Annotated in this window: 25 protein-coding genes; 9 read left to right on the top strand and 16 right to left on the bottom strand. The window is 40.7% G+C overall.

Annotated elements, in window-relative coordinates; all coding sequences use genetic code 11:
• Nucleotides 1-263 precede the first annotated feature (263 nt).
• Nucleotides 264-1,661, bottom strand: coding sequence for an alanine/glycine:cation symporter family protein (locus tag NSQ12_RS10130; protein WP_014479946.1), 1,398 nt, complete (start codon nucleotides 1,659-1,661; stop codon nucleotides 264-266).
• Nucleotides 1,662-2,171: 510 nt separating this feature from the next.
• Here NSQ12_RS10130 and NSQ12_RS10125 point away from each other — a divergent pair.
• On the top strand, nucleotides 2,172-2,525 hold the full coding sequence (locus NSQ12_RS10125) for a hypothetical protein (RefSeq protein WP_003245190.1): 354 nt from the start codon (nucleotides 2,172-2,174) through the stop codon (nucleotides 2,523-2,525).
• A gap of 25 nt (nucleotides 2,526-2,550) precedes the next feature.
• Nucleotides 2,551-2,676, top strand: coding sequence for a hypothetical protein (locus NSQ12_RS10120; RefSeq protein ID WP_003231548.1), 126 nt, complete (start codon nucleotides 2,551-2,553; stop codon nucleotides 2,674-2,676).
• A gap of 45 nt (nucleotides 2,677-2,721) precedes the next feature.
• Here the strand turns inward: NSQ12_RS10120 and parC are convergent, their stop codons facing one another.
• From parC to NSQ12_RS10105, 3 genes are all read right to left on the bottom strand, one after another.
• On the bottom strand, nucleotides 2,722-5,142 hold the full coding sequence (parC, locus tag NSQ12_RS10115; protein WP_029317859.1) for a DNA topoisomerase IV subunit A: 2,421 nt from the start codon (nucleotides 5,140-5,142) through the stop codon (nucleotides 2,722-2,724).
• Between the two features lie 3 nt (nucleotides 5,143-5,145).
• A complete protein-coding gene (parE, locus tag NSQ12_RS10110; RefSeq protein ID WP_014479944.1) occupies nucleotides 5,146-7,113 on the bottom strand; it encodes a DNA topoisomerase IV subunit B in 1,968 nt (655 codons plus the stop codon).
• A gap of 399 nt (nucleotides 7,114-7,512) precedes the next feature.
• Nucleotides 7,513-7,920 (bottom strand): CoA-binding protein, encoded by a 408-nt coding sequence (locus NSQ12_RS10105; protein WP_003245606.1) that lies wholly within the window; start codon nucleotides 7,918-7,920, stop codon nucleotides 7,513-7,515.
• Nucleotides 7,921-8,089: 169 nt separating this feature from the next.
• Here NSQ12_RS10105 and plsY point away from each other — a divergent pair, with 169 nt between their 5' ends.
• Nucleotides 8,090-8,671: a glycerol-3-phosphate 1-O-acyltransferase PlsY gene (plsY, locus tag NSQ12_RS10100; RefSeq protein ID WP_003231560.1), complete on the top strand. Its 582-nt coding sequence runs from the start codon at nucleotides 8,090-8,092 to the stop codon at nucleotides 8,669-8,671.
• 87 nt (nucleotides 8,672-8,758) lie between these two features.
• A complete protein-coding gene (locus NSQ12_RS10095) occupies nucleotides 8,759-9,046 on the top strand; it encodes a HesB/YadR/YfhF family protein (protein ID WP_339176592.1) in 288 nt (95 codons plus the stop codon).
• 30 nt (nucleotides 9,047-9,076) lie between these two features.
• Here NSQ12_RS10095 and NSQ12_RS10090 read toward each other — a convergent pair whose 3' ends face one another.
• From NSQ12_RS10090 to acnA, 7 genes are all read right to left on the bottom strand, one after another.
• The gene (locus NSQ12_RS10090) at nucleotides 9,077-9,376 is read right to left on the bottom strand and encodes a hypothetical protein (protein WP_015383773.1); all 300 of its coding nucleotides are present in this window, start codon (nucleotides 9,374-9,376) and stop codon (nucleotides 9,077-9,079) included.
• Between the two features lie 15 nt (nucleotides 9,377-9,391).
• On the bottom strand, nucleotides 9,392-9,808 hold the full coding sequence (locus tag NSQ12_RS10085) for a YbgC/FadM family acyl-CoA thioesterase (protein ID WP_069703550.1): 417 nt from the start codon (nucleotides 9,806-9,808) through the stop codon (nucleotides 9,392-9,394).
• An 84-nt stretch (nucleotides 9,809-9,892) separates the two neighbouring features.
• The gene (tlp, locus tag NSQ12_RS10080; protein WP_003231568.1) at nucleotides 9,893-10,144 is read right to left on the bottom strand and encodes a small acid-soluble spore protein Tlp; all 252 of its coding nucleotides are present in this window, start codon (nucleotides 10,142-10,144) and stop codon (nucleotides 9,893-9,895) included.
• Nucleotides 10,145-10,180: 36 nt separating this feature from the next.
• Nucleotides 10,181-10,327 (bottom strand): acid-soluble spore protein SspN, encoded by a 147-nt coding sequence (sspN, locus tag NSQ12_RS10075; RefSeq protein WP_003231569.1) that lies wholly within the window; start codon nucleotides 10,325-10,327, stop codon nucleotides 10,181-10,183.
• Between the two features lie 64 nt (nucleotides 10,328-10,391).
• Complete coding sequence (locus tag NSQ12_RS10070; protein ID WP_003244964.1) at nucleotides 10,392-10,517, bottom strand: FbpB family small basic protein; 126 nt, start codon at nucleotides 10,515-10,517, stop codon at nucleotides 10,392-10,394.
• Nucleotides 10,518-10,597: 80 nt separating this feature from the next.
• Entirely contained in the window at nucleotides 10,598-11,110 is a 513-nt protein-coding gene (locus NSQ12_RS10065; protein ID WP_029726674.1) for a redoxin domain-containing protein, read from the bottom strand.
• A gap of 71 nt (nucleotides 11,111-11,181) precedes the next feature.
• Nucleotides 11,182-13,911, bottom strand: coding sequence for an aconitate hydratase AcnA (gene acnA / locus NSQ12_RS10060; RefSeq protein WP_033884051.1), 2,730 nt, complete (start codon nucleotides 13,909-13,911; stop codon nucleotides 11,182-11,184).
• A gap of 227 nt (nucleotides 13,912-14,138) precedes the next feature.
• Here acnA and sspO point away from each other — a divergent pair, with 227 nt between their 5' ends.
• From sspO to yneK, 4 genes are all read left to right on the top strand, one after another.
• Nucleotides 14,139-14,285: an acid-soluble spore protein SspO gene (gene sspO / locus NSQ12_RS10055; protein WP_003244839.1), complete on the top strand. Its 147-nt coding sequence runs from the start codon at nucleotides 14,139-14,141 to the stop codon at nucleotides 14,283-14,285.
• A 31-nt stretch (nucleotides 14,286-14,316) separates the two neighbouring features.
• Nucleotides 14,317-14,463 carry a small acid-soluble spore protein P gene (locus NSQ12_RS10050; protein ID WP_003221237.1) on the top strand — a complete coding sequence of 49 codons (147 nt, stop codon included), beginning with the start codon at nucleotides 14,317-14,319 and terminating at the stop codon, nucleotides 14,461-14,463.
• 80 nt (nucleotides 14,464-14,543) lie between these two features.
• Nucleotides 14,544-14,936, top strand: coding sequence for an outer spore coat protein CotM (gene cotM, locus NSQ12_RS10045; protein ID WP_072592538.1), 393 nt, complete (start codon nucleotides 14,544-14,546; stop codon nucleotides 14,934-14,936).
• A gap of 233 nt (nucleotides 14,937-15,169) precedes the next feature.
• Complete coding sequence (yneK, locus tag NSQ12_RS10040) at nucleotides 15,170-15,598, top strand: DynA interaction protein YneK (protein WP_003231580.1); 429 nt, start codon at nucleotides 15,170-15,172, stop codon at nucleotides 15,596-15,598.
• Nucleotides 15,599-15,628: 30 nt separating this feature from the next.
• Here yneK and NSQ12_RS10035 read toward each other — a convergent pair whose 3' ends face one another.
• The 3 genes from NSQ12_RS10035 to ccdA all read right to left on the bottom strand — a co-directional run bounded on the left by NSQ12_RS10035 (nucleotide 15,629) and on the right by ccdA (nucleotide 17,357).
• Nucleotides 15,629-16,120 (bottom strand): CcdC family protein, encoded by a 492-nt coding sequence (locus NSQ12_RS10035; protein ID WP_010886519.1) that lies wholly within the window; start codon nucleotides 16,118-16,120, stop codon nucleotides 15,629-15,631.
• Between the two features lie 78 nt (nucleotides 16,121-16,198).
• A complete protein-coding gene (locus NSQ12_RS10030; RefSeq protein WP_003245707.1) occupies nucleotides 16,199-16,561 on the bottom strand; it encodes a response regulator in 363 nt (120 codons plus the stop codon).
• An 88-nt stretch (nucleotides 16,562-16,649) separates the two neighbouring features.
• Complete coding sequence (gene ccdA / locus NSQ12_RS10025; protein ID WP_003231585.1) at nucleotides 16,650-17,357, bottom strand: cytochrome c-type biogenesis protein CcdA; 708 nt, start codon at nucleotides 17,355-17,357, stop codon at nucleotides 16,650-16,652.
• 219 nt (nucleotides 17,358-17,576) lie between these two features.
• Here ccdA and ynzD point away from each other — a divergent pair, with 219 nt between their 5' ends.
• Complete coding sequence (gene ynzD, locus NSQ12_RS10020; protein WP_010886518.1) at nucleotides 17,577-17,750, top strand: aspartyl-phosphate phosphatase YnzD; 174 nt, start codon at nucleotides 17,577-17,579, stop codon at nucleotides 17,748-17,750.
• Nucleotides 17,751-17,823: 73 nt separating this feature from the next.
• Here the strand turns inward: ynzD and NSQ12_RS10015 are convergent, their stop codons facing one another.
• Together NSQ12_RS10015 and sirA are read right to left on the bottom strand one after the other, a co-directional pair.
• Nucleotides 17,824-18,042 (bottom strand): YneF family protein, encoded by a 219-nt coding sequence (locus NSQ12_RS10015; protein ID WP_003221221.1) that lies wholly within the window; start codon nucleotides 18,040-18,042, stop codon nucleotides 17,824-17,826.
• 85 nt (nucleotides 18,043-18,127) lie between these two features.
• Entirely contained in the window at nucleotides 18,128-18,574 is a 447-nt protein-coding gene (sirA, locus tag NSQ12_RS10010; RefSeq protein WP_003231591.1) for a sporulation inhibitor of replication protein SirA, read from the bottom strand.
• Between the last annotated feature and the right edge of the window lie 43 nt (nucleotides 18,575-18,617).

The following is an 18,617-nucleotide window of genomic DNA, read 5'->3' as shown; positions in this document are numbered from 1 at the left end:
CTTCTTATGAGCACGAACTCATTGTAAAAATCTTTCTCATGATTGTCTATCAACCTAATTTCTTGTTTTTGGGAGGTTTAAAAGCCTGTCAATTTGCTCTACCTCCAATGAATAAGACACACATGACACATATAGAACAAAGAAAACTGGACTGAATTGGGACTTTACACGTCATTTTTCATTCGAGTCGAAAAATTAAATTTATTTCCAATAATGAAAAAGCTGCATTCAACTATTGAATGCAGCTTTGTTTTATATTTATATTATACTTCTTGTTTCTCATCTTCCCATGTTTCAGCGTTTTTCAGCCCTGGGATGTTTTTCGCTTTAAACACAGGATCAAGTCCTTGCTTACGTTGTTTCGCGTAATCTTTATACACTTTGTAAGCAACGTTTGACAGCAGCGTAATCACAATTAAGTTGATCAGCGCCATGATACCCATAAAGAGGTCCGCCATATCCCAAACGATTTGGAAGCCTGATAAAGATCCATACACAACCATAGCAATTACAGCGATACGGTAAATGTTCAGCCATGTTTTGCTTGTTTTAATAAATTCAATGTTTGTCTCGCCATAATAATAGTTGCCGACAACTGAACTGAATGCAAACAAGAACATTGCGACTGCGATGAAAGTCGGCGCCCAGCCTCCAATATGATGGTTAAGAGCAGCCTGTGTGACTTGGATGCCGTCGCCTTTTGGCGTTACACTGTACAGCAAAATAATAAATGCTGTGGACGTACATATGATAAATGTATCGAAAAATACGCCTAATGTTTGAATAAAGCCTTGCTTTGCCGGATGGGATACATGAGCCGTCGCAGCCGCGTTTGGTGCGCTCCCCATTCCTGCTTCGTTTGAAAAAAGTCCGCGCTGCGCACCGATAACGATGATGCCGCCTATTCCGCCGCCGACGACTTGTTCAAAACCTAAAGCATTTTTAACAATTGTAGCGATAACGCCAGGGAAAGCTGTAATATTCGTGATGACAACAAATAAAGCGATAAGGATATAAATGCCTGCCATAACCGGCACAATTAACTGTGAAACAGCGACAACACGTTTTAAACCGCCGAAAATGATAAACGCAGTTAAAACCGCCAGAACTATGGCTACAACTATTTTATTCACATGGAATGCGCCATCCAATGCTCCAGCAATTGTATTTGTTTGAACAGCGTTAAAAATCAAGCCGAATGAGACGGTAATTAAGATTGCAAAAACGATGCCAAGCCATCTGGCACCAAGACCCTTTTGAATATAGTAAGCCGGGCCTCCGCGGAAATCCTCCCCGTCTCTCACCTTATAAAGCTGCGCTAACGTACTCTCAACAAAGCTTGAAGCCATGCCTACTGCAGCTACTACCCACATCCAAAATACAGCGCCTGGTCCGCCTGTCGCAATTGCTAAGGCTACACCAGTCAAATTCCCTGTGCCGACTCGGGATGCGGCCGAAATAAAGAATGCCTGCATAGATGAAACACCTTTATTTCCTTCCGGCTTCTCCCCTACTATTCTGAACATTTCAATAAAATAACGGAATTGGATAAAACCAAAACGTATGGTAAAAAATAATCCAAGCCCTATTAAAATATAAAATAGGTATTTCCAGATGAAATCACTTGGAATATTAATCAAACTATTGAAAAAAGACTCCATATTTACCTCCCGTTTTCATCAATTCAATACGAATTCGATTTTGATGTTAGATTTTTTAACATAACGAGTTTTATTATATCACAATATGACGAATTAGGAAGTTTTTTCGAGAAGAATATTGTCGTAGCCAGATGTTACTCTGTCGACCCCTTCTCTATTATTTTCCTACGAATAAAAACATTCCTTGCAAGCTGGCTTTTAAAAAAGAGTGCCCTATTAACAATGTAATCATTTCTTCCCATTCTCTTGCCTTTCCCTTTGATTTAACACATAAATAAAGTAATAAACCCTAAACAACAAACATATCATTTAAAATATGTTTTTATTCACACCATAAACCGGGTATACATACGCTAATAAAAGAAGTTTTCTCTTTCAAAAATAAGCAAAAAGATATATACTTAACAAAGTTAAATTTATTTTTAAATTTAATAAATCACGTTTACTTTTAGGATGGATTGGGGTATTATTATAAAAATATTCAGTAATATTAAAGGAGGGGGAGATCATTTGAAAAAAGTAACGATATTGAAAGCGTCCATCTTATTCTTGGCGATTGCCAGTTTTCATTTGTTCTCAATTCCCCACGCCTTTGATATCGGCCATCATTATAAAGCCGTAGCCGACCAGCAGGAAATGCATGAGATGAAAGCCGGCCAAAATGCTGATGATGAGAAGAAATCCATCACAGGGGCATTTACGCTGACCGCTTTATGGGCAATGGCTGTTCTGCTGCTGACCGCTGAAAGTAAAAGTACGGGATACTCCCGCAGACGTCAGCGGAAAAAAAGCTTTATACTGGCCAAATTTTATCAATCGTCTTATTTCGGCAAACTTCATGTTCAACATCACCCGATTATGTAACGAAAATATGAGGAGGCTGTTAAACATGTTGTTTATCTTAAGAATGGTGATTTTAGGCTTATTTTCTTTCACAGCGCTGAATTTATTTGTATGGCAGGGGATTGAAGTCATTCATGCTGTAACAGATCTATTCACCAACCATGAAAGCTGATAAAAACAAACGAAACCCGCTCATATAGTATGAGCGGGTTTTTTATTATTGTTCTGTATGAAGGCGCCAAACAGCTGTAACCTTGCCTGATTCCTCTTCATCAAAAAAGAAAGAGCCATTGCTGTATCTGTCGTTTGTCCGCAACTCTTTTGCCTGCAGTTCTTTTCTGTCGCCTTTTTCTGTTTCTGCCACTAGTCGCTGTTCAAGACCGCAAGCGAACAGTGCTACAACTCGGTGAGGATTCTTTTTCAGTTCCCTTAGCATTACGACACCGCGTTTTGCGCGGGATGTCTTCTCGAACTCAGAAAGACTCATGCGTTTTACCGCTCCCCGCTGTGTGAACAAGACAATTGAATCAGATTGCTGAAGGATCTCACCGGAGACAACAAAGTCATCCTCTTTTAAGTTAATCCCTTTGACACCTGCCGCACGCGCGCCAACTACATTCACTTCATCTTCTCCAAACCATAGACCGTACCCTAAGTGAGTGGCCATAAAGATCTGGCTTTCCCCATTTGTTACATGTACATCAATCAGTTCATCTTCACCCTTCAGATTTAAGGCTACAAGCGCCTTAGAATAACGCTGTGCTTTATAATGGGTGAGCTCTGTCTTTTTCACCATGCCGTTTTTCGTAAAGAATAGAAGATATGCCGACGGATCAAATTCTTTTATCGGTATGGCCTTTACAATCGTTTCATCACGGTCAATAGTGATCAGATTTGAAAAATGCTGGCCCATGTCCTTCCATCTGATATCAGGCAGCTGGTGAACAGGACAATAGATGTAGCTTCCTTTGTTCGTAAAGAGCAGCAGCACGTCTGTCGTATTCATTTCAAACTGATGCAGCATCCTGTCCGTATCTTTCATTCCGAAGTCCTGACCGTTGGAAGCGGCAAATGAGCGCTGGCTCGTCCGTTTTAGGTAACCATCCTTCGTAACGGTTACATATACATCCTCAGATGCAACCATGACTTCGAGATTGATTTTAATTTCTTCAATTTTTTCTTCAATCACGGAGCGTCTCGTATCTGCATATTTCTTTTTCAGTGCTTTTAAGCTGTTTGTAATCACTTTTAGCAGTTTTTTATCATTGCTCAGAATAGATTCGAGCTCTTCAATTTTTTTACCGAGCTCTTCTGCCTCTTCCTTAAGCGCTGTAATATCTGTATTGGTTAAACGATATAGCTGCAATGACACAATGGCTTCAGCCTGAGGCTCCGTAAATTCATATTTGGCGATCAAATTGTTTTTAGCGTCACGTTTATCGCTAGAAGAACGGATTGTTGCAATCACTTCATCCAAAATAGACAAAGCTTTCATGAGCCCTTCTACGATATGATGTCTGTCTTTTGCTTTTTGAAGCTCGTAAACGGACCGGTTTGTGACAACTTCCTTTTGGTGTCCGATATATGCATCCAAAATAGACGGCAGGCTCATCAGCATCGGACGGCGGTTATGGATAGCCACCATATTGAAGTTATATGTGATCTGCAAATCAGTATTTTTATATAAGAAATTCAAAATGCCTTTGGCATCAGCTTCTTTTTTCAGTTCAATGACCACTCTCAGCCCTGTTCGATCCGTTTCATCACGAACCTCTGAGATGCCTTCAACCTTTTTATCAATACGGAACTCGTCCATTTTTTTTACAAGGTTTGCTTTATTTACTTCAAATGGAATTTCAGTAATGACAATTTGTTCTCGTCCGCCTCTGATTGTTTCAATTTCAGCCTTTCCGCGGATAATGATTTTTCCTTTTCCGGTTTCGTAAGCTTTTCTTATCCCGTCAACGCCCTGAATAATACCGCCTGTCGGAAAATCAGGCCCTTTAATGACTTCCATGAGTTCATCAACAGAGCAAGATGGCATTTGAATACGCTTAATGACAGCATCAATGACTTCTCCCAGATGATGAGGGGGAATGTCGGTCGCGTATCCTGCTGAAATACCGGTAGATCCGTTGACCAATAGGTTAGGAAACATCGCCGGGAGTACGACAGGCTCCTTGCTTGTGTCATCGAAGTTCGGCACAAATTCAACCGTGTTTTTGTCAATATCCCGAAGAAGCTCAGATGCAATCGGAGATAATCGTGCCTCTGTATAACGCATGGCTGCCGGGGGATCTCCGTCGATACTTCCATTGTTTCCATGCATTTCGATTAACACATTACGAACTTTCCAATCCTGGCTCATCCGCACCATTGCTTCATAAACCGAGCTGTCACCGTGCGGATGATAGTTACCGATGACGTTACCGACCGTTTTGGCCGCTTTTCTGAAGTTTTTATCAAACGTGTTTCCATCTGTATGCATTGCATACAGAATTCTGCGCTGTACCGGCTTTAATCCGTCTCTCGCATCGGGCAGCGCCCTGTCTTGAATAATATATTTACTGTAGCGTCCAAAACGGTCGCCGATCACCTCTTCTAATGGTAAATCATGAAATAATTCTGGCTGTGACAATCATTAAACCTCCTCAGCGACCGATAAGTTTTCATTTTCTAAAATATTGCTTTCTTCATCTAAGCCGAAAGCGACGTTTTTCTCAATCCACTTTCTGCGCGGCTCTACTTTGTCTCCCATTAACGTCGTCACACGTCTCTCTACACGTGCCGCATCGTCAATTTTGACCCTAACAAGTGTGCGGGACTCCGGATTCATCGTCGTTTCCCACAGCTGGTCTGCGTTCATCTCTCCAAGACCCTTATATCGTTGAATGGTATAGCCTTTGCCGACTTTTTTCAGGACATCACCCATCTCTTCATCAGACCATGCATATTCAATGATTTCCTTCTTCCCGCTTCCTTTACTGACCTTATATAAAGGTGGCAGCGCAATGAACACCTTGCCATGCTCAATGAGCGGTTTCATATAGCGATAGAAAAAGGTAAGAAGCAGCACTTGAATATGGGCGCCGTCAGTATCGGCATCGGTCATAATGATGATTTTGTCGTAGTTGATGTCATCGATTGAGAAATCTGCTCCGACTCCTCCGCCGATCGCATGAATGATCGTATTGATCTCTTCATTTTTAAAGATATCAGCAAGCTTAGCTTTTTCTGTATTAATGACTTTACCGCGTAAAGGCAGTACCGCTTGGAATCTGCGGTCTCTTCCCTGCTTGGCTGACCCGCCTGCTGAATCTCCCTCAACGAGATACAATTCATTTTTTGCCGGGTTTCTTGAACCCGCAGGCGTCAGCTTTCCGCTTAAAGTCGCTTCTGATTTTTTTCGTTTTTTGCCGCTTCTTGCTTCTTCACGGGCTTTGCGTGCCGCTTCGCGCGCCTGGCTCGCCTTGATTGCTTTTTTGACAAGAAGCGTTGCGGTGTCCCGATTTTCCTCTAAAAAGTAAGCAAGCTGCTCTGAAACAATCGCATCCACCGCTGATCTTGCTTCACTGGTACCGAGCTTTCCTTTTGTTTGTCCCTCAAATTGAAGAAGCTCCTCAGGTATGCGGACAGAAATAATGGCTGAAAGCCCTTCCCTTATATCGGTGCCTTCAAGGTTCTTATCCTTTTCTTTCAGCAAAGCCACTTTTCGCGCATATTCATTAAAAGCACGCGTCATCGCAGTTTTTGCACCTGACTCATGCGTCCCGCCGTCTTTTGTTCTGACATTGTTGACAAACGACAAAATATTTTCAGAATAACCATCGTTAAACTGGAACGCAAAGTCCACTTCTATAGAATGATGCTCACCCTCAAACGAGACCACTTCAGACAAGACGTCTTTTTCTTCATTTAAGTAAGCAACAAACGCTTCTATGCCGTTTTCATAATAAAAGACCTCATGCTGGTCATTGCGTTCATCAATCAGCTCAATTTTCAGTCCTTTTAACAAAAACGCAGACTCTCTTAAGCGCTCAGAGAGCGTTTCAAAATTATAAGTGGTTGTGCTGAACATCGTTGGATCTGGCTTAAAGTGTGTAAGAGTTCCCGTCTTTTTTGTTTTGCCGATCTTTTCGAGAGATGTAACCGGTTTTCCTCCATTTTCAAATCGCTGCTGATAGACAAAACCGTCCCGCTCAATGGTAACCGTCAGCCATTCAGATAAAGCATTCACGACTGATGCACCAACTCCGTGGAGCCCGCCGCTTGTCTTATAGCCGCCTTGGCCGAATTTTCCTCCGGCATGAAGCACCGTTAAAATCACTTCAGGGGTTGGTTTGCCGAGCTTATGCATTCCGGTCGGCATGCCGCGGCCTCTATCCTGTACAGAAATACTATTGTCTTTATGTATTTTGACGATTATGTGATCTCCATGGCCGGCAAGCACCTCGTCGACAGAGTTATCTACAATTTCATAAACCAAGTGGTGCAAACCCCGCGCGTCAGTAGAGCCAATATACATACCCGGCCTTTTCCTAACAGCCTCAAGGCCTTCGAGCACCTGTATGGCATCTTCGTTGTAATCAAATTGCTGTTTTCTAGCCAAACGTACAAACCCCTTTCAAAAACTAACATTGTCTTTCTCTTTTTCAGTGTTACACATCATTTGTATATAAGATATTTTTTATAAACCTCGCCTCGAGCCAGTACTGCCTTGGACTCCTCATTATAACCAATATGTTTGCAATCGCAACATAGAGCTAACGAATCAGTTCTTCTCAAAACATAGGCTAGTGCTGTTTTTACACCATGAGAACGTATGTTTGTTTATTATATATAAAGCAGCAGACCTTCGCAAATCGAACGGCCGAAACCCAGCTGGACAAGGTATTCAAAAAAAGCTGTTCAAGCTTTATTGTATCTGTTTCACCGTAATACGCAAACAATATCTTAAAATTAAAAAGCAAAAATCCTTGAATTTACAAGGATTTTTGCAGTTCTGCACCTATTTTGTTACAGCGTGTGCCACTTTTATGCACAGATCCATGATAACCGTTCTGCCTTTTTCTTTTAGCATCTGGTATGCTTCCTCATTAACTAGCCCTTGCTGTGCCCAAAATACTGGCGCATCTGTCTCTAAAAACTCTTCCGCCACTCCAGGAAGCTGTTCTGAGCGCCGGAATACATTTACGATGTCAATCGGACCGTCTATCTCTTTTAAAGATGAAACGGCTTTGACACCTAGCGCCTCATCAATTGTAGGATTCACAGGGATAATTTCATAACCCGCGTCCTGCATTGCTTTTGAAACCATATGTGACGTTCTATCCGGACGGTCTGAAAGCCCTACTACCGCTATACGTTTGCTTCTTTGAAGAATCTCTTTAATTTCCGCTTTAGAAGGGTTTTGCATCGTGTGTCACTCCTTTTCCACTTATTTTACACGATCAAAACAGGAGAAATCAAAATATGATGCATGTTTGATTGGATTTGTAAGCAAACTTTACAAAAAAACTTATCATCAGATCATGACATCTCATGTTAAAATAAAAAGAAGGGAATTTGAAAAAGGAGAAATGTAGATGTTAATTGCTTTATTGATTATTTTGGCCTACTTGATAGGCAGCATTCCATCTGGCTTAATTGTGGGCAAGCTTGCCAAGGGAATTGATATTCGGGAGCACGGAAGCGGCAACTTAGGCGCTACCAATGCATTCCGTACATTGGGTGTAAAAGCTGGTTCGGTCGTCATAGCCGGAGATATTTTGAAAGGGACACTGGCAACTGCATTGCCTTTTCTCATGCATGTTGATATTCACCCGCTTCTTGCAGGAGTCTTTGCGGTTTTAGGCCACGTGTTTCCCATCTTCGCCAAATTTAAAGGCGGTAAAGCCGTGGCGACATCAGGAGGCGTTTTGCTATTTTACGCACCCCTGTTATTTATCACGATGGTTGCGGTATTCTTCATCTTTTTATACTTGACTAAATTTGTTTCTCTCTCATCGATGTTAACAGGGATCTATACTGTTATATATAGTTTCTTTGTCCATGATACGTATTTATTGATTGTCGTTACCCTGCTCACTATTTTTGTGATATACAGACACCGGGCGAACATTAAACGAATTATCAATAAAACAGAACCTAAAGTAAAATGGTTATAAGCTTAAAAAACTTCTCTTTTGACACAGAATAGCCTAATACGTTTATAATAGAGAAAATTCAAATGAAGAACAAAGGGGTGTTCTGTTATGAATATGACAATTAACGAAGACGCATTGAACTGGTATAAAGAAGAACTCGATTTGGAAAGCGGAGACCAGGTTCGCTTTTTCGTCCGCTATGGAGGCTGCAGCAACGTTCAAAAGGGTTTTTCTCTCGGTATAGCGAAAGATGCCCCACAAGAGGCTGGAGTCACTGTAGAAGCTGACGGCATTACCTTCTTTATTGAAGAAAGTGATTTATGGTACTTTGATAACCACGACCTTCTCGTCAGCTATTCAGAAGACGCTGATGAACCGGTTTTTGAATACCAATAAAAAAGAACGCACATCATGTGCGTTCTTTTTTTACAAATGAAATCGTATAAGATGATCGGTTAGGTTTTCTTGTTCCAAAATATATTTTTGTGTTTCCCCCAGCAGATCAAAGTGGGGAAATTCACTTTTCTTATGGAGCCATTCTTTTTTTAACCCGTACGCCGCTCCCCACTGAACCAGCTTATCAATGTCTGCACATCCGGCTTTTGTCACGGTCCTTGCTTCTGGAAATCGGTCATCCAGCCAGTAATGTGTTAAAAATGCGATTTCTCCTCTTTTCACTGCTTGTTTCCACCGGTTAAGTTCCTCCCGTTTCACACCAAACGCCATATCCCGTTCACTTCCCTATTTTTTGGCCTTTTCATATGATGTGTGCCAATCAGGAAAAGCTTTGCGGAATTGAATTGGCTTAAAGCTTTCTTTATCCACACAAATATGAGATGAGGTGGCTTTGATGGAAAGCTCACCGGCCGGATTATAGATGTGGTAACCATAGACGGTTTTAAATCCGTTATATTCCTCTATCCATGTATGTACAACCGCGGTTTCTCCGTAATGAAGCGGCTTTTTATAGGAAATATTGATATCAACGACTGGGGACAGAACGCCTCTTTTTTCCATATCACTATATAAAAAGCCTAAGTCCTTAATTAAGGCCGTTCTGCCGACCTCCATCCACACAAGATAATTTGCGTGATAGACAATCCCCATTTGATCTGTTTCTGCATAACGCACTTCTATTTCTTTTTTTGATACATGCAAGATTACTCTGCTCCCTTAACGTCAATTTAGCCCCATTTTACCATAATCAAATCAGAAAGAAAAAAACCAGGTTTCCCTGGTTTTTTAAGAACGGTATCCGTTTTGTCTCGCTGCAGATTCGTCCTGTATTTCATTACGAAACGCTTCAATGCTCTGTTCGCGTCTTGCATTTTTTTCTTTGATACGCTGTTTATCTTCTCCTGAAGCAAACTCCATTGATGCTTCTGCTTCTTCTATATTTTCAATTGTATTTTGAACCATATCCTGCAATTTTTCCACATTGTCAGAGCGATCATCAGGATTAGGCTGCTGATATTGATTTTGGTTCTTTGTCATTCGGATGTACCTCCTAGAAATAAACTCGAATTTTCGCTACTCGCCTTTTGTCTGCATGATAATCGGCCGCTGTCCTGAAGTATCATGCATTTTTTCCCCTTTATTGGCTTTATATTTTACAGGCTTTGTACCCAAGTGGCTTGGAGCATATTGAGGCTGACCGTTTTTCTTGTTGTTTCCCATGTTTATCCCTCCTCAACAGATAGGTTTCTCAAAAGGAGGGGTAAACATGAATACAAATTAAAGGTTATTTTTGCTTAAATCGCTGTTCAAGCTTTTCCTCAAGCTGATTTAAATACTCTGTATTGGTCATCAGCTCTTTTTTGTTTTCCATGACGAGCTCATGAAAAGAACGTTTTCTCATCTTCTTCACGCTTCTCACCTCCGCATATTCTTTTATTTTTTCCAATTCTGAAAACTTGTAAGCATATCTGAGCATAAAAAAAACTGAATCTAATCAAGATCCAGTTTTCGTTCCATTTCTTTTTTTGTCATGGTGCCAACGTGTATGTCTTGGATAACACCTTTTTCATCTAAGATATATGTCGTTGGATATGACATCACGTTATAGTCAGCATTGATCCCTTTTTTATCAATCAGAATGGGGAATGTTAAATCATACGTATCAGCAAACGCTCGGACCTGTTTCTCACTTTTCTCAGCTGAAGTGAAATTTACCGCAACAACCGCAAGTTTGTCGGCGTACTCTTTTTGCAGCTTTTCCATCGCAGGCATTTCCTGACGGCACGGTTTACACCAAGTTGCCCAAAAATTGAGCAGCACTTTTTTGCCTTTTGCATCCTGTAAAGAGCTTTTCTCTCCTGACAGCGTTTTCAAAGAAAAATCAGGTGCTTGTTTCCCCTCTTGAATTCCGACTTCTTTTTTGCTGTATGTTTGATATAAATTCCATCCCGTATAACCGGCAAGCATGATAAGCAGGATCCCTGCGAGCCATTTTTTCAGCATATGCCACCTCCGCAGCACATTGTGTCATAAAAAGAAGAGAAAGCGAAATGCCTTCTCTTCCTATTGATTCATCAGGACTGCTTCATTTTTTCACGAAGCACCATTTGAAGGATGCCGCCATGGCGGTAGTAATCAATTTCAACTTCACTATCAAAGCGGACGACTGCTTCAAAAGTTGTTACATTGCCGTCTTCATTGATTGCTCTTACAGTTACAAGGTCACGAGGACGAACTGTTTCATCAACATCTACCTCAATGACTTCTTTACCCGTTAAGCCGAGTGTATCCGCATTTTCACCTTGTTTAAACTGAAGCGGCAGCACACCCATGAATACAAGGTTGCTTCTGTGAATTCTTTCGAAGCTCTCTGCAATGACCGTTCTGATGCCGAGAAGGTTTGTTCCTTTTGCAGCCCAGTCACGTGAAGATCCCATACCATAGTCTTTTCCTGCTAATACAACAAGACCAGTTTTATCTTCTTTGTATTTCATGCACGCATCATAGATGGATGTTACTTCACCAGTCGGCCAGTACGTTGTAAATCCGCCTTCTGTACCCGGTGCAATTTGGTTTTTGATGCGAATGTTTGCAAATGTTCCTCTCATCATGACTTCATGGTTTCCGCGGCGGGAACCGTAGGAGTTAAAGTCACGAGGAGAAACACCTTTTTCTTGCAAGTACTTTCCGGCAGGCGTATCTTTTCCGATTGCCCCCGCAGGAGAAATATGGTCAGTTGTGACTGAATCACCGAATTTACCGACAACACGCAAACCTTTTAATGGCTCAACCTTGCCTGGCTCAACAGACATCTCTTCAAAGAATGGCGGGTTTTGGATGTAAGTTGAATCGTTATCCCATTTATATAACGCTTCATCTGTTGTTTCAATCTCGTTCCAGCGCTCGTTGTCATCAAATACCGTTTCATACTCTTTACGGAAGAGCTCAGGCGTAACAGTTTGCTTAACAAGTGAATTGATTTCGTCTGTTGACGGCCAAATATCGTTAAAGTATACGTTTTGACCATCCTTGCCCACACCGATCGGGTCGGTTTTTAGGTTAATGTTCACCGTTCCAGCCAGCGCATATGCGACAACAAGCGGTGGTGAAGCAAGATAGTTGCCTTTAACAAGCGGGTGAATACGTCCTTCAAAGTTACGGTTTCCGGAAAGGACAGACGTAATCAGAAGATCATTTTTCGCAACCGCTTCTTCGATTTCCGGTGAAAGCGGACCTGAGTTCCCGATACATGTTGTACAACCGTAGCCAACGAGGTTAAAGCCAAGCTCTTTCATGTATGGAAGAAGGCCTGAATTCACAAGATATCCTGTAACAACTTTAGAACCCGGTGCAAGTGACGTTTTCACGTAATTAGGCACCTTAAGCCCTAACTCAACCGCTTTTTTCGCTACCAGTCCGGCGCCGATCAGCACGTATGGGTTTGATGTATTTGTACAGCTTGTAATCGCAGCAATGGCGATCGCACCCGTTTTCATAACTGTTTCTTCGCCGTTAAGGAGTTTAAACTTAATTTCCTTATTTTCTTCCTCAGCATTTAAACCGAATCCTTGGTTACCTGCAGGGCTGACTAATTGCTTTTTAAACGTTTCCTGCATAGCAGATAGCGGGATCAAATCCTGAGGACGCTTTGGACCCGATAAGTTTGCTTCAATTTGAGACAGGTCAATTTCAACCACATCAGTAAATTGAGGGTCTTCCGCATCTGGAGTGTAGAACAAGCCATTGCTTCTGCAGTATGCTTCAACAACATCAATATGTTCAGGATCACGGCCAGTCAGGCGCAGGTAGTTAAGCGCTTCTTCATCTACTGGGAAGAATCCGCATGTAGCACCGTATTCCGGAGCCATATTCGCAATTGTTGCGCGATCTGCAAGCGGCAGTTCAGCAATTCCCGGTCCGAAGAATTCAACAAATTTACCGACAACGCCTTTTTCACGCAGCACTTGTGTTACTTTTAACGCCAAGTCAGTAGCTGTTGTTCCGTTTGGAAGCTTGCCGACAAGTTTCGCGCCGATTACCTCTGGAACTGGGAAGTAAGAAGGCTGTCCAAGCATTCCCGCTTCAGCTTCAATTCCACCGACACCCCAGCCGAGAACACCGATACCGTTAATCATTGTTGTGTGTGAGTCTGTTCCGACAAGCGTATCAGGATACGTTACAAGCTCGCCGTCTTCTTCAATGGCATGGACAACACTTGCCAAGAACTCTAGGTTGACCTGGTGCACAATACCTGTTGCAGGCGGTACTGCCTGATAATTGTTAAACGCTTTCTTTGCCCAGCTTAAAAATTTGTAGCGCTCTGCATTTCTTTCGAATTCCAAGTCCATATTTACTGCTAATGCATCTTCTGTACCTGCTTTATCTACCTGTACAGAGTGGTCGATAACGAGATCAACAGGAATTTCAGGGTTGATTTTATCAGGATCTCCGCCGACAGCTGCCATTGCTTTACGCAGTGAAGCCAGATCTACTACTGCCGGAACCCCTGTGAAGTCTTGTAAAATAACACGAGACGGTTTGAACGGAACGTCGATATCCTTTAATTCGGCAGTTCCCCATTTTGCCAAATTTTCCACGTGTTCTTTTTTGATAACGAAGCCGTCAACTTGACGCAATACTGATTCTAAAAGAACTTTGATGGAATAAGGAAGCTTCGAAACCTTTCCTATACCTGAATCTTCTAACGCTTTTAAAGAGTAGTAATGATATGTTTTCCCATTTGTAGTAAACGTTTTTCTCGCTTGGAAAACGTCTTTTGCTGCAGTTTTTTGCTCGTTTGCCATTCTCCAAAATCCCCCTTCAGATCAGATCATTCTCAGATGAACATTACATTCCATCACAATTTTCTCACAATTTCATATTAAAACAAAATCATACATAAGTAAATATCAATGTTTTTATTAAATACAATAAGTTCGACTTATGAGAAAAATGTACCGGTAATTTTTACTGTTTACGCTCTCTCATATAACACAATAAAAGGAGCCATATTATGATTGAGGTGATAACGATGGTCAAAAGAAAAGCGAATCACGTCATTAACGGAATGAATGACGCAAAAAGCCAAGGCAAAGGCGCCGGCTATATTGAAAACGACCAGCTTGTACTGACTGAAGCAGAACGCCAAAATAACAAAAAAAGAAAAACCAATCAATAACACCGAACTCTTTTAAGGAGGTTCTCATTTTATGACCAATAAGAATACAAGTAAAGATATGCATAAAAACGCCCCTAAAGGACACAATCCCGGCCAACCTGAGCCTCTAAGCGGAAGCAAAAAAGTAAAGAACCGAAACCATACAAGACAAAAGCACAACTCAAGCCATGATATGTAAGAAAAGCAGACCTTAGTGTCTGTTTTTTTATGCGTTCACCCATTTATAATCCACCGCATATGATGTAAAGCAAGGTTGATATGTGGAGGAATGCTTCCATGAACCATTCAAAACGCAACGATGCGAATGATTTCGATAGTATGGATGAATGGCTTCGGCAATTTTTTGAAGACCCCTTCGCCTGGTACGACGAAACATTGCCTATTGATTTATATGAAACAAGTCAGCAGTATATTATAGAAGCGGATCTGACTTTTTTACAGCCTACACAAGTAACAGTTACCCTTTCTGGATGCGAGTTCATCTTAACTGTCAAATCGTCAGGACAGACTTTTGAAAAACAAATGATGCTTCCTTTTTATTTTAATGACAAAAACATTCAAGCCGAATGCGAAAATCAAATACTCACAGTCGCCGTTAATAAAGAAACAGAAGATGGCTCTTCTTTTTCTCTTCAATTTCCTCTCAGCTAAACATAAAAAGTCACTTTCATCCCCTATTATGAAAGTGACTTTTTTTCCGTCCATTTATCGTCAAATACCCTCTAGTGACTCTCCCATGGCCAAATAGCAGATTCACTATACAATAGAATATGATCTACTATCTCTTTTGACTAGACGTCTATCACTTTTTTCTATTCTTTTTTTACTGTGTTCTTCTAATCTCTCTTCGTATACAATATGGTTAGAATAAGGGGGAATGATTGATGCTGGAAGGATGGTTTTTATGGTTTATTCTGTTTTGGGTGATCATGATGGTAGTCTTATTATCAATCGGCGGTTTTTTCATGTTTCGAAAGTTTTTAAAGCGTTTACCAAAAGAGGACGGCAGATCAGAGCTTGATTGGCAGGATTACTATATTGAAAACAGCAGACATTTATGGAACGATGAAAACAAACAGTTTCTAGATGAATTGACTGCGCCCGTGCCAGAGCTGTTCAGAGATGCAGCAAAAGCTAAAATCGCAGGCAAAATCGGTGAGCTTGCATTAAAAGAAAAGGTAGCAAAGATTGATCAGCAACTTATGATCAAAGGCTATATTCTCGCAACTCCTAAAAGAGACCATACCTTCTTAAAAAGGCATCTGCGGGACAAAAAAATCGATTTGGAACCTTATCAGACCCTTCTCAAATAAAAAACCTTTCCTGACAAGAGGAAAGGTTTTTTAATTCATTTGAATATTAGATGACTGCAGCTCGTTATGAAGTTTTCGATATGATAAATACATGGCGATTCTCCAAGGCACAATCATACCGAAAGCCAGAATCCAAAACATTCCGCTCAGTGCACCATAATCAATTGATGTGCTCAAGATCGATTTCATCACGATTCTGATCACCAAAAGACCGACTAATATAAAAACAAATGCTTTAGAGCGTTTCATGTAAATTTCATTATTTTTAATTTCGAACTTAGAAGTTTTGATTAGAAAAATAGAGAAAATCACACCTAAAGTGAATGCTTCCAAAAACTCTGCACCAGTTACCCAAAATACCGGAAATAAAAACATTAACGCTCCCGTACTCATAAAAATCGGCGGAAGAATGATTTTTTTTGGTGAAACAGGCTTGTCAGAGGACTTTATTCTGACCACCATCACAGCTACAGCCATTAACACAGCAATAATCGATGAAACTATAATCATCATACTTATCATTCCTTTGTTTCTCGGAGTGTTGATACTATATACTATACTCCAAAACAATAAAAAAAACCATTTTGAAAAGAAATGACTTTAATGTCCCATAACGCGGCTTACAGCTTCCAGCACTTTTGTTTCCTCAAACGGCTTAACAATAAAATCCTTTGCCCCCAGCTCAATTGCTTCCGTTACAATTCTTTGCTGGCGCATGGCGGTGCACATGATGACCTTCGCTTTAGGATCAAAGGTTAAGATATCACGAAGCGCTTTTATGCCGTTTTTCACCGGCATTGTAATATCCATTGTCACAAGGTCCGGGCGCAGTTTTTTATACAGGTCCGCTGCTTGTTCACCGTCCGCCGCTTCGCCTGCGATTATGTAATTTGCCTCTTCCAAGATCTCTCTGATTTTCACTCTCATGAACTTGGCGTCGTCTACAACTAAAACTCTTGTCATATTCCCCTCCAACAATCGATTTCCACAGATAATAGTCTTATTGTACCAAAAACAAAAGGATTAGTAGTAGTACGAAAGTAATTTACCGTCAAAAACCAGTAAAGCCTCCAAAAAGATCTGACAGCAAAATAATGATCAGGCTCATCCAATTAAAGAATAACAGCACACCAATCACAATCATCAAAACGCCGCCAGCTTTCATAATGAAAAGCTGGTTCTTCCTTATCCACTTCAGCTTTGTGATAAAAAAAGACAATAAAAGAAACGGTACCGCAAAACCGAGTACATATAACATCATGTATGGCACCGCTGAGCCCGGATTGGTGCCTGCAAGTGTGATAACAGCAGCTAATATCGGACCGGTACATGGTGTCCATCCAGCTGCAAATGCCATTCCGATTAAGACCGACCCTAAAAACCCGCTTGGTTTATGCTTAAAATGGATTCTCCGCTCTTTCATCATAGCCTCAGGCCGGAACACACCGAGTGTAATGAAACCGAACAAAATAATAAGCAACGCGCCAATTTGCCGAATCGCATCGTGATAATCCCTAAACAGGCTGCCAATAAAAGATGTTCCATAGCCTAAAGCAATAAAAATGACTGAAAAGCCAAGCAAAAAACACAAAGTATGAAACAGGCTTCTTTTCTGCAGCAGCAGCTTTTCAGTTTTTACATCGTCCATGCTGACCCCTGTAATATATGACAAAAAAGCTGGGTAAAGCGGCAGGCAGCAAGGCGAAATAAAGGATAAAAACCCCGCTCCGAATGTCAAAAAATAATTCACGTCTCCCATGTCATCATCCCTTCATGATTTGACATTCCTTCAAGTTATGACAAAATCATTTCATTTTTTTAACACTTTCACTTGAAGGATTTCTATTTTCAGAAAAAACTTATATAATTTAATTTGACATTGAGACATTATACTCCTTCTCATTTGAAAATTAGTATAAATATGGATATAATATAAACATTCACTTTGAAGATCTAATGTATGAAAGGATACATCCCTGTGATTAGAGAGCATCTATTAAAAGAAATTGAAAAAAAAAGAGCAGAGCTGCTGCAAATTGTCATGGCGAACGGAATGACATCTCATATTACGATAGAGCTCAGTCAGGAGCTTGACCATCTTCTCATACAATATCAAAAGCAGCGCCTTCGAGCAGTAGCGGGTGATGAATGATTGCAAAATAAAAAACCCGTATAAGGGTTTTTTATTTTATAACCATGTTTCTCTATATCATAATCTTTACGTATTATTTCGTTTGATTATTCATGGCTTTCATCATTTGATTGATTTTCTTTTGAGAAGGTTTCATTCCCATTTGCATCATCATCATGCGTAACATTTGTTCATTAATAGGCGGATTCTTTTTCAGGTAGCTCATCATATATTTACGAGCAATAAAAAACCCGAGTGCAACACCTATGAGCAATGCAACAACGCCCACTAGGATGCCAACCCATAAAGTCATTTTATTTCCTCCTTCATGTTGTCTAGTTTAAAGTGTACTAAACCAAAAGCTATTATACAACATTTACATCTCTTTTTCTTCGGTTTTAGACAAAATTTCTTTCTTTCACCGGATTTAGCCATCCGTAACGCTTCGAATTGAAATCCATTGCTAAGAAGCAAGGGCTTACTTTTCTTAACACTTCAAAGAATATCGTTTCTGCCTCGTAATCTCCCGAAGCCACAATTTCTATCATGTGCTCCTTCATCATAAACGTCGCGTGGCCTTTTGCTTTCGGCAAAGCTATTCTATAAATATAATCCAGCTGCCTGTAATCCGTCTTGTTTAAATTCATTTTTAACCGCTGATGCATATGTAAAATAGGGATTGGTTGTGTAATATATTGAATCTGTTTCTCTGTCATTTCATACTGCTGCTTTTCAAGGCTTGTCCAATGATAGTCTTGAAACAGCTCAAACATAACCGATTCCCGGCCGAAATAGTGATTGGCAAATTCCTCTTTGATCAGGTACGTATAGTAGTGACGTTCCATCTTTTCATCCCCTTTTCCAGCAGCATTTCATTTGCTCTCTATT

The sequence above is a fragment of the Bacillus sp. PS95 genome (assembly GCF_037963565.1).
Lineage (GTDB): Bacteria > Bacillota > Bacilli > Bacillales > Bacillaceae > Bacillus > Bacillus subtilis.
Note: the sequence above shows the minus strand (reverse complement) of the source record. Positions and strands in the feature narration are given on the sequence as shown.

What these genes read in the sequence shown, in the direction of transcription:
- sspN (WP_003231569.1), bottom strand. Translation starts at nt 10,327, where the DNA reads ATGGGAAACAACAAGAAAAACGGTCAGCCTCAATATGCTCCAAGCCAC.
- NSQ12_RS10130 (WP_014479946.1), bottom strand. Translation starts at nt 1,661, where the DNA reads ATGGAGTCTTTTTTCAATAGTTTGATTAATATTCCAAGTGATTTCATC.
- NSQ12_RS10090 (WP_015383773.1), bottom strand. Translation starts at nt 9,376, where the DNA reads ATGGCGTTTGGTGTGAAACGGGAGGAACTTAACCGGTGGAAACAAGCA.
- sspO (WP_003244839.1), top strand. Translation starts at nt 14,139, where the DNA reads ATGGTCAAAAGAAAAGCGAATCACGTCATTAACGGAATGAATGACGCA.
- NSQ12_RS10095 (WP_339176592.1), top strand. Translation starts at nt 8,759, where the DNA reads ATGAATATGACAATTAACGAAGACGCATTGAACTGGTATAAAGAAGAA.
- yneK (WP_003231580.1), top strand. Translation starts at nt 15,170, where the DNA reads ATGCTGGAAGGATGGTTTTTATGGTTTATTCTGTTTTGGGTGATCATG.
- sirA (WP_003231591.1), bottom strand. Translation starts at nt 18,574, where the DNA reads ATGGAACGTCACTACTATACGTACCTGATCAAAGAGGAATTTGCCAAT.
- acnA (WP_033884051.1), bottom strand. Translation starts at nt 13,911, where the DNA reads ATGGCAAACGAGCAAAAAACTGCAGCAAAAGACGTTTTCCAAGCGAGA.
- cotM (WP_072592538.1), top strand. Translation starts at nt 14,544, where the DNA reads ATGTGGAGGAATGCTTCCATGAACCATTCAAAACGCAACGATGCGAAT.
- NSQ12_RS10050 (WP_003221237.1), top strand. Translation starts at nt 14,317, where the DNA reads ATGACCAATAAGAATACAAGTAAAGATATGCATAAAAACGCCCCTAAA.
- NSQ12_RS10105 (WP_003245606.1), bottom strand. Translation starts at nt 7,920, where the DNA reads ATGCAAAACCCTTCTAAAGCGGAAATTAAAGAGATTCTTCAAAGAAGC.
- plsY (WP_003231560.1), top strand. Translation starts at nt 8,090, where the DNA reads ATGTTAATTGCTTTATTGATTATTTTGGCCTACTTGATAGGCAGCATT.
- NSQ12_RS10035 (WP_010886519.1), bottom strand. Translation starts at nt 16,120, where the DNA reads ATGATAAGTATGATGATTATAGTTTCATCGATTATTGCTGTGTTAATG.
- NSQ12_RS10015 (WP_003221221.1), bottom strand. Translation starts at nt 18,042, where the DNA reads ATGACTTTATGGGTTGGCATCCTAGTGGGCGTTGTTGCATTGCTCATA.
- NSQ12_RS10065 (WP_029726674.1), bottom strand. Translation starts at nt 11,110, where the DNA reads ATGCTGAAAAAATGGCTCGCAGGGATCCTGCTTATCATGCTTGCCGGT.
- NSQ12_RS10120 (WP_003231548.1), top strand. Translation starts at nt 2,551, where the DNA reads ATGTTGTTTATCTTAAGAATGGTGATTTTAGGCTTATTTTCTTTCACA.
- tlp (WP_003231568.1), bottom strand. Translation starts at nt 10,144, where the DNA reads ATGACAAAGAACCAAAATCAATATCAGCAGCCTAATCCTGATGATCGC.
- NSQ12_RS10030 (WP_003245707.1), bottom strand. Translation starts at nt 16,561, where the DNA reads ATGACAAGAGTTTTAGTTGTAGACGACGCCAAGTTCATGAGAGTGAAA.
- ccdA (WP_003231585.1), bottom strand. Translation starts at nt 17,357, where the DNA reads ATGGGAGACGTGAATTATTTTTTGACATTCGGAGCGGGGTTTTTATCC.